Origin of the sequence: Oricola indica, assembly GCF_965227485.1 — a bacterium.
GTDB classification, from domain to species: Bacteria; Pseudomonadota; Alphaproteobacteria; order Rhizobiales; family Rhizobiaceae; genus Oricola; species Oricola indica.
In genome coordinates, this window is sequence record NZ_OZ245747.1 from 4,795,594 (window position 1) to 4,809,546 (window position 13,953).

13 protein-coding genes are annotated in these 13,953 nt (G+C 63.8%); 7 read left to right on the top strand and 6 right to left on the bottom strand.

The genetic code is table 11. The annotated features are described in order from the left end of the window. Nucleotides 1-14: 14 nt before the first annotated feature. A complete protein-coding gene (locus tag ACQK2M_RS23735) occupies nt 15-923 on the bottom strand; it encodes an aminotransferase class IV (RefSeq protein ID WP_425419849.1) in 909 nt (302 codons plus the stop codon). Nucleotides 924-1,011: 88 nt separating this feature from the next. On the opposite strand from ACQK2M_RS23735, the gene ACQK2M_RS23740 reads away from it, so the two are divergent. Both ACQK2M_RS23740 and ACQK2M_RS23745 read left to right on the top strand, forming a co-directional pair. Continuing rightward, complete coding sequence (locus ACQK2M_RS23740) at nt 1,012-1,341, top strand: YnfA family protein (RefSeq protein ID WP_425419850.1); 330 nt, start codon at nt 1,012-1,014, stop codon at nt 1,339-1,341. A gap of 26 nt (nt 1,342-1,367) precedes the next feature. Continuing rightward, a complete protein-coding gene (locus tag ACQK2M_RS23745) occupies nt 1,368-2,123 on the top strand; it encodes a hypothetical protein (RefSeq protein ID WP_425419851.1) in 756 nt (251 codons plus the stop codon). Between the two features lie 27 nt (nt 2,124-2,150). Here ACQK2M_RS23745 and ACQK2M_RS23750 read toward each other — a convergent pair whose 3' ends face one another. The 3 genes from ACQK2M_RS23750 to ACQK2M_RS23760 are packed head-to-tail and all read right to left on the bottom strand — an operon-like array spanning nt 2,151 to nt 6,171. Continuing rightward, nucleotides 2,151-3,224, bottom strand: coding sequence for an amidohydrolase family protein (locus tag ACQK2M_RS23750; RefSeq protein ID WP_425419852.1), 1,074 nt, complete (start codon nt 3,222-3,224; stop codon nt 2,151-2,153). Then, nucleotides 3,221-5,152: a TRAP transporter permease gene (locus ACQK2M_RS23755; protein ID WP_425419853.1), complete on the bottom strand. Its 1,932-nt coding sequence runs from the start codon at nt 5,150-5,152 to the stop codon at nt 3,221-3,223. The genes ACQK2M_RS23750 and ACQK2M_RS23755 overlap by 4 nt, the downstream gene beginning before the upstream one ends. 20 nt (nt 5,153-5,172) lie before the next feature. Next, complete coding sequence (locus ACQK2M_RS23760; RefSeq protein WP_425419854.1) at nt 5,173-6,171, bottom strand: TAXI family TRAP transporter solute-binding subunit; 999 nt, start codon at nt 6,169-6,171, stop codon at nt 5,173-5,175. A 385-nt stretch (nt 6,172-6,556) separates the two neighbouring features. Here ACQK2M_RS23760 and ACQK2M_RS23765 point away from each other — a divergent pair, with 385 nt between their 5' ends. Together ACQK2M_RS23765 and ACQK2M_RS23770 are read left to right on the top strand one after the other, a co-directional pair. Beyond that, the gene (locus tag ACQK2M_RS23765; RefSeq protein WP_425419855.1) at nt 6,557-7,729 is read left to right on the top strand and encodes an HlyD family efflux transporter periplasmic adaptor subunit; all 1,173 of its coding nucleotides are present in this window, start codon (nt 6,557-6,559) and stop codon (nt 7,727-7,729) included. A 3-nt stretch (nt 7,730-7,732) separates the two neighbouring features. Beyond that, a complete protein-coding gene (locus ACQK2M_RS23770) occupies nt 7,733-9,697 on the top strand; it encodes a glycosyltransferase (RefSeq protein ID WP_425419856.1) in 1,965 nt (654 codons plus the stop codon). A gap of 18 nt (nt 9,698-9,715) precedes the next feature. Here the strand turns inward: ACQK2M_RS23770 and ACQK2M_RS23775 are convergent, their stop codons facing one another. Continuing rightward, nucleotides 9,716-10,813: a cache domain-containing protein gene (locus ACQK2M_RS23775; protein ID WP_425419857.1), complete on the bottom strand. Its 1,098-nt coding sequence runs from the start codon at nt 10,811-10,813 to the stop codon at nt 9,716-9,718. 277 nt (nt 10,814-11,090) lie between these two features. On the opposite strand from ACQK2M_RS23775, the gene ACQK2M_RS23780 reads away from it, so the two are divergent. Next, nucleotides 11,091-11,960: a metal-dependent phosphohydrolase gene (locus tag ACQK2M_RS23780; RefSeq protein ID WP_425419858.1), complete on the top strand. Its 870-nt coding sequence runs from the start codon at nt 11,091-11,093 to the stop codon at nt 11,958-11,960. A 9-nt stretch (nt 11,961-11,969) separates the two neighbouring features. On the opposite strand, the gene ACQK2M_RS23785 is transcribed toward ACQK2M_RS23780, so the two are convergent. After that, nucleotides 11,970-12,149, bottom strand: coding sequence for a hypothetical protein (locus ACQK2M_RS23785; protein ID WP_223479064.1), 180 nt, complete (start codon nt 12,147-12,149; stop codon nt 11,970-11,972). A 171-nt stretch (nt 12,150-12,320) separates the two neighbouring features. On the opposite strand from ACQK2M_RS23785, the gene ACQK2M_RS23790 reads away from it, so the two are divergent. Together ACQK2M_RS23790 and ACQK2M_RS23795 are read left to right on the top strand one after the other, a co-directional pair. Beyond that, the gene (locus ACQK2M_RS23790; RefSeq protein ID WP_425419859.1) at nt 12,321-12,797 is read left to right on the top strand and encodes a MarR family winged helix-turn-helix transcriptional regulator; all 477 of its coding nucleotides are present in this window, start codon (nt 12,321-12,323) and stop codon (nt 12,795-12,797) included. After that, the gene (locus tag ACQK2M_RS23795) at nt 12,794-13,924 is read left to right on the top strand and encodes an HlyD family secretion protein (protein WP_425419860.1); all 1,131 of its coding nucleotides are present in this window, start codon (nt 12,794-12,796) and stop codon (nt 13,922-13,924) included. Before ACQK2M_RS23790 ends, ACQK2M_RS23795 begins: the two co-directional genes overlap by 4 nt. Nucleotides 13,925-13,953: the final 29 nt, after the last annotated feature.

Genomic DNA, 13,953 nt, shown 5'->3' on the forward strand with positions numbered 1-13,953 from the left:
AATTTCGTTTCGTCTCAGCCCGCCGCGACCAGTTCCTCATACAGCCCGCGTAGCCTTTGCGTCACCGGGCCGTCCGTCTCGGGGAACGGCTTGCCGTCGAGCGCGGCGACGGGGGTGAGGCCGGCGAAGGTGCCGGTGAGGAAGGCTTCCTGGGCGGCGTGGACGTCGGGAAGCGAGAAATTGCGTTCGAAGACGGGGATTTCGTTGGCGCGGCAGAGGTCGATGACCTTTTGGCGGGTGATGCCGTTCATGCAGTAGTCGCCGGTGGAGGTCCACACCTCGCCCTTGCGCACAATGAAGAAGTTGCAGGCGTTGGTGGTGTTCACGAAGCCATGGGGATCGAGCATCAGGCCCTCGTCGGCGCCCGCCTCCTCCGCCTGCAGGCAGGCGATGACGCAGTTGAGCTTGGAGTGGGAATTGTATTTAGGGTCCTGGCTCATCGGCAGGCCGCGAACCTGCGGCACGGTGGCGAGCGTGACGCCGCGGCGGGTTTCGGGCGCGGGGGTCGAATGCTCCATGATGATGACGATCGTGGGCCCGGAGCGCGACAGGGAGGGATGCTGGAAAGGCTTTACCTTGACGCCGCGCGTGACCATCAGCCGGGCGTGAACATGGTCGGTCATGTCGTTGGCTTTGGCGGTCTCGTTCAGCGCGGCGAGGATGCCGGCGCGGTCCATGCCGATATCGAGCGAGACCGCCTTGCAGGCGGAAACGAGCCGGTCCATGTGATCGTCGAAGAAGACCCAGCGGCCCTCATGCAGGCGCAGCCCCTCCCACATGCCGTCGCCCAGAAGGAAGCCGGAATCATAGACCGAGACGGTCGCCTCGGCGCGCGGCTTCAGGGCGCCATCGACATAGATCAGGATGTCGTCATTGCGCGGATCGTGCTCGGCGTCGTGGGTGGTGGTGCGATGATCGGGCATCGAAAGCCTCCGGATTGCGTTTCGGGCAGTTGCAACGGACGCAATGCGAAGGTCAACTTGGGACAGGAAGAATCGCCGGGAAGACGTCATGCCCACCGCCGCAGCCTATATCGGAGCCGCCATCGCCGAAATCGCCGGCTGCTATGCCTTCTGGGCCTTTTTCCGCCTCGACAAGCCGGCCTGGTGGCTGGTGCCCGGCGGGCTGTCTCTGGCGCTGTTCGCCTGGTTGCTCACGCTTGCCGACAGTTCGGCGGCGGGACGGGCCTTCGCGGCCTATGGCGGTGTCTATATCGCGAGTTCGCTGGCCTGGCTGTGGCTCGTGGAGGGAAACCGTCCGGACCGCTGGGACACGATCGGCGCCGCGATCTGCCTTGTCGGAGCGGCGGTCATTCTCGCCGGCCCGCGTGCGGCCGCATGATCATTCGCGCCGGACGGGAGGACGACATGACCGACACGAAAATCATCGCCATGTGGTCGGGGCCGCGCAACCTGTCGACGGCGATGATGCGCGCCTTCGGAAACCGCGCCGACTGCACCGCCATGGACGAGCCGTTCTACGGCGCCTATCTGGCGGCGACGGGCGCAGACCACCCGATGAAGGAAGCGATCATCGCGTCGATGGAATGCGACCCGGACGCGGTGGCGCGGCAATGTCTCGGGCCGTTCGCGACGCCGGTCTGCTACCAGAAACACATGCCGCATCACATGATCGGCGGGTTTCCGCTCGACTGGGCGGCGCGGGCGACCAATGTGTTCCTGATCCGCCATCCGCGCCGGGTGCTGGCGAGCTATGCGCGCAAGAAGCAGAGCGTGACGGAACGCGATATCGGCTACCGGCGGATGCTGGAGATCGACCGGCATGTCACGGAGATGACCGGCAAGACGCCGGTCGTGGTGGCGTCGGAGGATATCCTCGCCGAGCCCGAGGCCATGCTCGCCGCGCTGTGCGCGGCGGTGGGGATCGATTTCGATCCGGCCATGCTCTCCTGGGAGGCCGGGCCGCGCGCCGAAGACGGCGTGTGGGGCGAGCACTGGTACGACGCGATCTGGAAATCGACCGGGTTTTCGACGCCGGAAAGCCTCGACCTGCCGCCGGAGTTGCCCGACCATCTGGCCGAGATCGAGGCGGAAGCGCTTCCGGCATGGGAGGCGATGGCGGCGCGCAGGATCGGCGCGGGAAAGGGCGGCTCCAAAGCGTGAAGCCGCCCGATTTTCACGGCGTACCGATCAGAGGTCGCCGATCTTGAACAATTTGCGCGCGTTCTCCTCGAAGAAGGCTTTCTTGTCCTCGAGCGGGATTTCCATGGAATCGAGTTCGCCGACCTCTTCCTGCACGAACTGCCAGGGGTAATCCATCGCGTACATCATCCGGTCGGTTCCGACGGTATCCATCACGAATTTGATGGGCGGCGCCCAGCCGACCCCGGACGAAGTGTAGTGGAAGTTGTCGCACAGATAATCCCAGGCGCGCCGCTTTAGCGGCTTCACGCCCGGGTGCCGGCCGGTCGAAGCGATGCGGGTGTGCATGAAATCGATCCGGTAGAGCCAGTAAGGCAGCGCCTCGCCGCAATGGCCGAGAATGATCTGCAGCTTCGGGAAACGGTCGAAAATTCCCGAAATCAGCAACCGCAACGCATGCAGTCCGGTATCGCAGGCAAAACCGTAGATCGCCGCATCCAGCGAGCGGTTCAGGAAGGGCTCGATCATTTGCGGCGACGGCATGTTGGGATGCAGATAGATCGGAACATCCAGCGCCTCGGCCGCCTCGAAGACAGACCAGTATTTCTCTTCGTCCAGATAGGTGCCGAGCGTGTGGCCGTTCAGGATGCCGCCGCGCAGGCCGAGCCTGGTGACGCCGCGCTCCAGTTCCTTTGCCGAATTTTCGGTATCGAGCGGACTAAATGCCGCGAGGCCGATATAGCGGTCCGGATGCCTTGCGATGCCCTCCGCCAACTGGTCGTTCGCTTCGATGGCCAACGACGTTGCCGTCGCGGGATCGAACAGCTGCACGCCGGGCGAACCGAGCGCCAGCACCTGCATGTCGATGCCGCTGGCGTCCATGTCGCCGATCCTGATCTCGTCGAGATCCTGGATGCGCCGGCGGTGCCGCGTCGCCAGGTCGGACTCGCCCGCAAAGAAGCCCCAGAGCTGGTGAAAGCCCGGATCGTGGATTTTCTTGTCGGCAATCTCGCGAATGTAGAGATCGAGAATATTCTTCGGGATCCACGCCTCCTCGGTCGCGATCCGCTTGTAAGGCGGATTGGGATCGCGCGGCGGATTCATCGGAAAACGGTCGCTCATGCAGCAGGCTCCTTCACTGGGGTCGGGGAAGCGCCCAGGCGCGTGAACGCCCAGACGACGGGAACAGAGATCGCCGCGATGGCGATGGCCGGGAGACTGGCCGGTTCGAAGATCGCCGTGCTTGCGCCGACAATGACGGAAACAATGGCCGCGGCGAGCCGCATGCCGCCGCCGCCATAGGCGCGCCTGTTGGCGAGGACTTCGGCCAGCAAGGTTCCCGCCATGGCGACGGTGACGCAGGACACCGCGATCTGCAGCCAGGTTCCGTCCATCAGCAGCGCCGGGTTGAGCGCGAAGATGAAGGGCAGAAGATAGGCGACGATCGCAAGACGGACGCCGGTCACGCCGGTCTGCCACATATCGCTGCCGGCGATGCTGGCCGCCGAATAGGAGGCAACCGCCACCGGCGGCGTCAGCATCGACAGCAGCCCGAAATAGAGGATGAACAGATGCGCCGACATCTCGCCGATGCCCTGGCGCACCAGCGCCGGCGCGAGCAGCACGGAGACGATCACATAGACGCCCGTGGTCGGCATGCCGACGCCGAGGACGATCGCGATTCCCGCCGTCGCCAAGAGCAGCGCGCCGACACCGCCGAGCGCGGCGACCTTGCCCAGCGCCAGCGTCAGCGCGAAGCCGAGCCCGGTGACGTTGATCGTTCCGATAATGATGCCGGCAATGGCGCAGACGAGCAGGATCGGGATCAGCGTGCTGCCGCTTTCCCTGAGGATCACCGGAATCTTTCGCAGGGCCTCGCGCGGATTGGTCACCGCAAACAGCAGGAAGGCCGCGCCCGATGAATAAAGCGCCGCCTTGCCGGGCGAATAGCCGAGATAGAACAGGAACCAGATCAGCACCGCCAGCGGCGCCAGCAGCGGCCAGCTGTTGATCAGCGCATCCCTGAACCGCGGCAGCGTTTCGCGCGCTTCGCCTTCGATCCCGTTGGCGGCGGCGTAGCGGTCGACCATGCGGTAGAGCAGGAAATAGTAGAACACCGCCGGCAACAGCGCCGCCGCCACGACATCCGTGTAGGGAACCTGCAGGAACTCGGCGATCACGAAGGCCGTCGCGCCCATCACCGGCGGGGCGATCTGGCCGCCATTGGAGGCGACCGCCTCGATCGCCGCCGCATAACGGGCGGGAAAGCCCGATTTCTTCATCATCGGGATCGTCACCACGCCCGTGGACATGACATTCGCGACCGTGGAGCCGCTCAGCGTGCCGAACAGCGAGGACGCAAGAATCGCGACCTTGGCCGGACCGCCGCGGCGATGGCCCATCGTCGACAAGGCGAGATCCGTCATCGCCCGGCTGCCGCCGACAGCGTTCAGCGTCGCGCCGAACACGATGAAGCCGAGGATCTGCGTGGCGCCGACATTCATCACCAGTCCGGGAATGCCGTTGGTGTCGTTATAGATGTAGAGGATGTAGCGGGCCGGCGCGAGATAGGCGGCCTCGAAGATGCCCGGCGCCATCCAGCCGATGAACCCATAGGCGAGGAACGCCGCCGCAAGCGCCGCCAGCACGGTGCCGCACTGCCGCCGCGTCGCCTCCAGCACGCCGAGGATGGCGATGGCCGCGGGCACCCATTTTCCCGGCCCCCGATTGATCGGGTCCAGCAGCCAGGCCTCGTAATTCCAGGCAAGCCAGCCCCATGACGCCAGCGTCGCCAGTCCGAAGATCCAGTCCAGCACCGCCAGCCGGCCGCGCAGGGGCGCGGTGATCAGCCCCACGAGGCAAGCCACTCCGCAAATGACGGCGAGATATTGCTCGGTGATGATCACCCAGCCGAGTTTCCGGGGCACGTCAAGCAGCCATAGCACGCCCATCGCAGGCAGGATGGCGACAAGGATCGCGCGGAGCGTATTCGAATGTTTCACGAGCACAGACCGTTCAAGAACGGAGCCCGTGTATCCGGGCTCCGTCATGGATCAGGATGACTGTCCGCTTACTTCGCGAATGTCGCTTCCTTGGCGTCGTTCGCGTCGGTCCACATGCCCTTTTCCTTGTAGAAGGCGATTGCCGCCGGATGGAAGGGCACGGTGTTGGAGGGTTCGGCGAACTGGTCGCCCGAGCCCGAACGGATCGGCGCATAGTCCTCGCGCAATTGCGGGAACGAATCGTAGAGCGCGGTGAGGATCGCGGTCGCGTCCTCGTCGCTCAGCGACGCGGAGGTCGTCATGAACACGTCGTAGCCGATGACGTTGACGGGATCGGTCACTTCCGGAAGCCGGGCGGACGGCTCGACCGTCACGATGTAGGTGCCCGGATAGAGGTCGTCGACGAATTCGTCGGTCGCGTTCTCGCCGGTGATCGAAACGTAGCGGATGCCGCCCGGGATCGATGCATGCGCCTGCTGGGTGAGCGGGATGCCAACCGCGATGCTGGACGCATCCAGCGAGCCTTCCGTCAGAGCATCCATGCCCGGCCCGAGCCCGGAGACCGTCACACCTTCGACTTCGTCAAGCGCCAGGCCGCCGGCCTGTATCATCACCTGGTTGACCAGACCGACCGCCTTGAGAGCGGAAAAGTCGGTGACGACCTTCTTGCCCTTCAGGTCCTTGATCTCGACGAGATTGTCATTGGCGCGGCTCACCATGCCGACGCGCAAACCCCAAAGCCGCGCCAGCACGCGCAGGTCATTCTGCGGATCGGCGCCATAGTCACCGCGGAACACGCCGCCCGTGTCGATGCTGGAATTGATGCCGACCGTCACCTCGCCATTGGCGACAAGCGGCAGATAGACCGTCGAGCCGGCGAAAGGCTGCACGGTAACCTGACGCCCGAGCGCCTCCTGCAACGCAGCGGCCATGCCGCCGCCGACCGTGTAGTAGAGCGACCCCTGCGGGTTCGTTCCAATCGTGATCCGGCTTTGCGCGGATGCGCCGACCGTCATCACGGCAGTCGCCGCCAAAGCGACGATCAATCCTCTAAGACCCTTGAACATGCTTCCTCCCTGCCGGGCGTGTGCCCGTTTCTCCTCTTCCGAAGGGAAGCTTAGCGCGTGACGTTACGCAAGTGAACGTACAATTGCGCCGAATATCGGCGACCGACTTCGCCCATCGCGGTTCGGGAGAAAAAAAGCCGGTCATCGCACCCGGCCAGCTGTATCCGCATACCCGTCGTCAGGAAGCAGGCGCCGCAACGCATTCGACCAAGACCTTACGATCTGTCTGTCTGCATTTCGTTCGCGCGGGGCATCGTTAACGAATTCTAATCGTCGCCGACCATACAATGCCGCAGAGAACAGCAGCATCGGCCGGCAAAAACGCCACGCTGCCTGGGCCTTTTACCGCTCGTCAGGAGACGGGCACGCGAGTCGGATACGGGATATGACATTCTGGCGAATACTCATCGGCGGGCTGGCCGTCGCCCTTGCACTCTGGATCCTCATCGGTGAGCAACTCGCCGGCGCAAGCGCCGACGCGACCATCAATGCGCGGCTGGTGACTGTCAGGAGCCCAATCGCGGGGGCGGTTTCGGCGGTCGAAAGGCCGCTTGGCTCGCCGGTTACCACGGGCGAAGTGATCGCCGGGGTGGATGATATCCATGTCGACGGAACCCGGCTGGACGACCTGAGAATGGAGGCCGGTTTCGCGGAAGCCGAAATCGCCCGACTGACACGGACGCGCGACGAGACAGAAGCGATCATCGATACTCTCGACGAGCGGTCAGCGACCTATCGCGCGGCCCGGATCAGCGACATTGAGGCGCGGCTTGCCTTCGCGCGCGAACGACTGGACATCCTCGAAAGCGGCGAACTGCCGGACGCGTTCGACGTCCGGCCGCCGAGAGACGCCGGCGTGCCCGGTGATGACGCGGCGCAGGCGCCGGGACTGCGCGACCTCTGGGTGAACGCCGTGAAGGAGCAGATCGCGGTGCTGCAGATCGCACTCGACACGGCCAGAGGGGGTGTCTTCCTCGGCGACGGCTACAATGATGCGCCGAATGCAGAGCAACGCGCGACCGAACTGAAAAGCCAGCTGTCGGCGGTTTCGGCCGATCTCGACGAGGCCCGATCGCGCCTCGAAATCGTTTCGGACAGGCTGGACGGCGAGCAGTTGCGTGTCTCACGCGCTGCCGGCGCCGAGCTGAAATCGCCGGTCAACGGGATTTACTGGGAAACGCTGGCCGCCGACGGAGAAGCCCTGCAGCGGGGCGACCCGGTGGCGCGGCTGCTCGACTGCGACTCCATCCTGGTCACGCTGTCCGTCACGGAATCCGTCTATCACACGCTGGCCGCAGGCGACGGCGCCGTTTTCCGGCCGCGCAACTCCGACCGCAATTTCGACGCCACGGTCGTGCGGCTCGGCGGCGCTGGAGCGGAAACTTTCTACCGAAACCTGGCCGTCGCGCCGAGCGCGCGTCACCTCGAACGCTATGACGTGGCCATTCTCGTACCCGAACTGAACGCCGATCCCGAACTCGGATGCTCGGTCGGCCGCACGGGGCGTGTTTTCTTCGAACGGCGGCCGCTCGACTGGCTACGCCGCCTCATGGGCTGATCCGTGCCGCTTCTCTTTCTAGACGAAACGACATCCAGCGTTATCGTCCTGGCGCTTGTCGCCGGCCTGTCCCTGCTCATGCCGGTCTTTGCCGATCCGAATCGGACCTTTCACCGGACAGTGCTTCTTTCGATTTCCGCCGGGCTGGCGCTGCGCTACGCGTGGTGGCGTGCAACCGAGACCGTCGCGCCGCTCGGCCTGACCTGGGACTGGGCGGCGAGCTGGTCGCTGCTCTTCCTCGAACTTGCCGCCATCGCGGGCTCGATCAGCGCCTTCGTGATCCTGTCGCGGACGCGGGACCGCCGCGCGGAGGTGCAGAGCAACACCGGCTGGTGGGGCGAGGCGGAAGAGCCGCGCGTGGCCATTCTCATCGCCACATACAACGAGGACCGCGAGGTGCTCGAACGCACCGTGGTCGGATCGCTCGGATTGCGCCATCCCAACAAGACTGTCCATGTGCTGGACGACGGCCGGCGCGACTGGTTGCGCGACTTCTGCGCGGAACGCGGCGTGGACTATATCAGCCGACCCGACAACCGGCACGCCAAGGCCGGCAACATGAACCACGCGCTGAAGGTGCTGGCGGACGATCCTCCCGATTTCGTCGCCGTCCTCGACGCCGACTTCGTGCCGCATCGCGGTTTCCTGAGCCGAACGCTCGCCCTGTTCCACGACGAGGCGGTGGGGCTCGTGCAGACGCCGCAGCACTTCTTCAACGCAGACCCGATCCAGCACAATCTGAACCTGTCGAGCGCCTATCCGGACGAGCAACGGTTCTTCTTCGACACGATGCAGGCGTCGCGCGATGCCTGGGACATCGCCTTTTGCTGCGGCACGTCCTCCGTTGCGCGGTGGGAGGCGCTGAACGAGATCGGCGGGTTCCCGACCGACAGCATCACCGAGGATTTCATGCTGACGGTCGTGCTGCAATCGCATGGCTGGCGCACGGTCTATCTCAACGAGGCGCTGACGGAGGGCCTCGCGCCCGAGGGCCTTAAGGAATACATCACGCAGCGCACGCGCTGGTGCCTCGGCATGATGCAGATCGGGCACAGTTCGGTCGGTCCGTTCTCGCGCGCCAAGATCAGGCTGCGCGACCGCTGGAGCGTGCTGGACGCGGCCGCCTACTGGCTGACCACCTTCCCGTTCCGGATCGCGGCGCTCGTCTATCCCCTGCTCTACTGGTTTTTCAACCTGATCGTCGTCGATGCCCGCGTCCCGGATGTTCTGAACTATTTCGGCGCCTACTATCTCTGGACGCTTTCGGCGCTCAACCTGCTGTCGAGGGGCAATATCGTGCCCCTCATCAACGACGTAAGCCAATTGATCGGCGCGCCGCAGATCACGCGGGCGGCACTGACGGGACTATTCAAGCCGCACGGCCATCCGTTCAAGGTGACGGCCAAAGGCGGCGACCGCAGTAAGATACAGGTGCAATGGCGGCTGCTCATGCCGTTCGCCATCCTGCTCGCGCTGACGCTGACCGGTCTCACGATCGGCATCGTCTCGGATCGCTTCGCCTTCTTCGACGCGGGCGACGGCAAGGCCGTCATCCTGTTCTGGAGCATCTACAACCTGTTCGTTCTCGCGCTCACCATCATCACCTGCGTGGAGTTGCCGAGACAGGAACGCCATATCGCCGATGCGCCCGAGCGGGCGCAGCTGATCGACGGGATAGCCCGACCGGTCTGGCTCGCGAGACTGACGACGACACATGCGCGCATTCGCGGGGTCGATCTGCCGGAAGGAGACCGGATTAGTCTCGTCATCAACGGGATCGGGGAAGTGGCCGGCACCAGTCTCGGATCAATCCGCGACGGGTGCCGGATCCAGCTCCACACCACACCCGAGCAGTTCGACGCCCTGCAGCTTCGGCTCTATGCCGAGGACAACATTCCCGGCGTTCCCGGCGCACGGCTCGGCACCCTCGCCATCGGGTTGGCGCGCCGGCTTGCTTTCAAGGGGTGATCCTTTGATCTTAGCCGATCATTTCTGTGTGCTGTGCAGGCGTGATTGAATTTTTGCGAGCGCGGACGCAATCCGTGATGCCTCGCGTGAACTACGGCCCTCGGGTGGATAGACGTCCTCTCCGAGACTTACTCGCCGTGCGACTTCGGCCAAGCGACTGATCGGATTTATGAAGATCGCAACAAACATCGCAGCAGCGATCGAAAACACAAGGCACGCCCCAAAGACGAAGAGCATGGCATTGAGCATGAGCTGATTGTCTTCAAAACTGTTGGCGTCAACAGGCATCCGTCCGATCAACCGCCAACCGAAACTCGGCAGGTCTTCGTATACCACGTCGGGGTCCACCGCCGAGAAATACTCGTTTCCGTCCGGCCATGTCTCCAGCGTTGTCGTCCTTATGCCAGCCATGGCGGCGCGGATTGCCGCCAGCGAAGGCCGATTTTCCGGCAAGTCGAAGGACGCGGCCGCAACCGTGCCATCTGTGCTCAACAGCAAGAAATCGATCGAGCGCGCCGCGGCGGATTCTGACAGATAGTCCCGGATCCATTGGAAATTCACATAGAAAGCCACAACGCCGATGGTTGTGCCGTTCCGGTCGAAGACGGGCTTGGCGAGATCGATGAATTTGAGCGGCCCGCTTTGGCCGGCTTCAAGCAGATTTTGCATTTGCATCGCTTCGTGCAAATCACCCGAGTAAACGGCATTCAGGCCGTTTCGAAACCAAGTTTGTTCCGAGACATCCACATCTTCCAGCAATCCGCCCGACGCAACGCGCACGGTTCCGTCGGTTGTCGCATAGCCCGCCCATGAAATGCGCTGCCCGTCTCCAACGATGCCGTTGAGATAAGAGCGTGCTTCGTCTGGCGCCATACTGCCAATTTTCTCTGCAAGATGCCGCAACTCGATCCAGTCCTCGTGGAGCGATCGTGCCAGATCGATTGAGATTGTCCTGGCATTCAGAGCAACTTCTTTCTCGACCGTCTTGCGCGAAATACTGCCCAGGTAACCCGGCACGAGGTATGCGGTTATCGCAAGTAGAACAACCACGCCGCCCAACAGGCAGCCATAGACTGCCATCCTGATCGGGATCGGTTCATGTCTGCCTTTTGGCATCAATCAAACTCCAGTCGTTTCGGGTCACCGAATCGGAAATCCTTCGACTGCCTTCCTTTAGGTTAATCGTATGGGCGCGACATGGGTCAAACAATGCGCCAGATCTTTGAATACGGACGGTGCCGCCGAACGGACCATTCGGGACCAGGGCAAAGAAGCCCTGTCTTCCGCGGGTTCGGTCATATGCACGCCGGACTTCAGCCTCTTTGCCCCGTTGTGTTTTCCCTCAACCGGGCTAGGGTTCAGGTTTCAAGGGACCAGTCGCGGGGGCGCAGGCATGTTCAATCCCAGCTACGTGGTCGCCGACGCGTTCGGCGCGTATCTGGAAAGGTTGTACCAGCAGCATTTTTCCGGGCGGAACCCGGAATACGCGGCCTATATCGGCGGCGCGGCGCGGCTGGTGCTGGAACGCCTCGGCAATACCGACGCGCTCTATCACAATGCCGAGCACACGATGATGGTCACGCTGGTCGGCCAGCAGATCATGCGCGGGCGGCTGGTTTCGACGGCGGTCCAGCCGGAAGACTGGCTGCACTACACGCTGGCGCTCCTGACGCATGATATCGGCTATGTGCGCGGCATATGCCGGGGTGACCAGAACGGCGTTCTCGTCGCCGGGCTCGACGGCGAGACGATCGTACCGCCGAAAGGCGCGTCCGACGCCTATCTCACGCCCTATCACATCGAACGGGGCATGGTTTATGTGCGGGAGCGTTTCGGCGAGTCGAAATTTGTCGACGAGGAACGCCTTGCGGCGTCAATCGACTATACGCGCTTTCCGATCCCGGCGGACGAGGCCTATGCGGAAAACGACACCGAGCGCGCGCTCGTTCGCGCCGCCGATCTCATCGGCCAATTGGGCGATCCGTTCTACTACCGGAAGATCAACGCGCTGTTTCACGAATTCGCGGAGACCGGGACCGCCGAAAAGCTCGGCTACGAGTCGCCGATCGACCTGCTGGACAAATATCCGGAATTCTTCTGGTCGCAGGTCAATCCGCATATCGGCGCGGCGTTGCGCTATCTCGAACTGACCGTGGAAGGAAAACAGTGGGTGGCGCATCTGTACCACCATGTTTTCCAGGCGAACCATCGCACGAACGATATCGGTCCGTTCCCCGGCTCAGCGCGGACCGCGCCGGCCTGACTAACAGACTTACGCGCTGGCGCTTGTCGTGACCTGATAGCCGATGCCGATCACCTGCGGCGCGGGGGCTTCGGTCTTGCCGACATGAACCGCAGCCAACAGCGTTGCCGCGAACAGGGCGGCGGGCACGAGGCTGGTCACGATGAAGAGATGGTCGTCGGTGGTGCGGGGGGTGTTGAAACGAGGCATGACGCAAATCCTTTTTCTGTTGGAACCGAAACTAGCAGGACGGGCCATCGACGCTGTGCACTCGGTCACACGGGGATCGCACGCCCGCATCTTTTCCCGACGCGCCCCGATCGGAACAAATGTTGCGGCGCACCACTTGTAAGCTAAGCATGCTTATAATATATCGCGCTCATGAAAAACGACCTCCGCAACAGCCTGGGCTTCCTGCTGCATGACGCGCAGCGGCTTCTGCACAAGCATTTCGAGGCGCGCGGACAGGAATACGGCCTGTCCTCGGCGCAATGGCGGCTGCTCGTGTTCCTCGTCAAGGAGGACGGCGCGGCGCAGGCGAGACTCGCCGAACTGCTTGAGATCGAGCCGATCAGCGTCTCGCGGCTGATCGACCGCATGGAGGAAGGCGGCTGGGTGGAACGGCGCGCCGACGCCAATGACAGGCGCGTGCGCATGGTCTTTGCCACCAGGAAGGCGCGCGACGCCTTCGAGAAGGTCAAGAGCGTGGCGTCGGATCTCTACGAGATCGCGCTTGCCGGGCTGTCGCCAGCCGAGCGCGAGACACTGATGCACGCATTGAGAACGGTTTGCGACAACCTGTCGGACGGCAAGGGCGCCAGCGACGGGACGCAAAGAGGGACAGGAAGCGCAGGATGAACGCGATCACCAAGACCGAGGAAAAGACGGCGGAAGCCACGAACGACGCCTGGGACAGGCAGGACGCCGAAACGAAGACGAAGCGCAAGACCGGTCGCAACGCGCTGATGCTGGCGCTGCCGGTCGCACTGGTCGCCATTGGCGGCTATGTCTGGGTCACCGGCGGGCGCTACCAGGAAACGGAAAACGCTTATCTGCAGCAGCCCAAGGTTTCGATCTCGGCGGAAGCCTCCGGCCGGGTGGTCGAAACCCATGTCACGGACAATGGCGCGGTGAAGAAGGGCGACGTCCTGTTCGTCATCGACCCCGAGCCCTACCGCATCGCGCTGGAACAGGCCGAGGCCTCGCTCGCCGCGGCGCGGCTGAGCGTCTGGCAGTTGCGCGCGACCTACAGCCAGGCCGTCACCAAGCAGAAGGCGGCGCAGAACGACGTCGATTACTACCAGGCCGAACTCGACCGCCAGAACACGCTGGCGACCAAGGGCATCGCGACCAAGGCCGCGCTGGACGAAACCCGGCGCAACCTGACGGCGGCGCAGGACACGCTGGCCTCGGCGAACGAGGCCGTGTTCGGCGCGCTGGCGGCGCTCGGCGGCGATGCCGGCATCGCGACCGACGACCATCCGACCGTCAAGGCGGCGCAGGCGGCGCGCGAAAAGGCGGCCTATTCGCTGAAGCAGACCACCGTGACCGCGCCCGCCGACGGCGTTCTGGCACAGGCCTCCTCGTTCCAGGCGGGCCAGCTGGTTTCCGCCGGGACGGCGCTGTTCTCGCTGGTCGAAAACGACAGAAGTTGGGTCGAGGCGAATTTCAAGGAAACGCAACTCACCCACATGAAGGCCGGACAGGTGGCGGAGATCACCTTCGACACTTTCCCCGGCCAGCCGATCAAGGCAACGGTCGAAAGCATCGGCGCGGGCACGGGCTCGGAATTCACGCTGATCCCGGCGCAGAACGCGACCGGCAACTGGGTGAAGGTCTCGCAGCGCATCCCCGTGCGCCTGACGGTCGAGGACGCCGGCATGGCGCTTCGAACCGGCATGAGCGCGACCGTCGCAGTCGATACCGGCAAGAGCCGCGGCCTGCCCGACTTCTTCGGCACGTCGACGGCGAAAGCCGCGGAATAACCATTCCAGCGGGCGCAAACGCGCCCGGC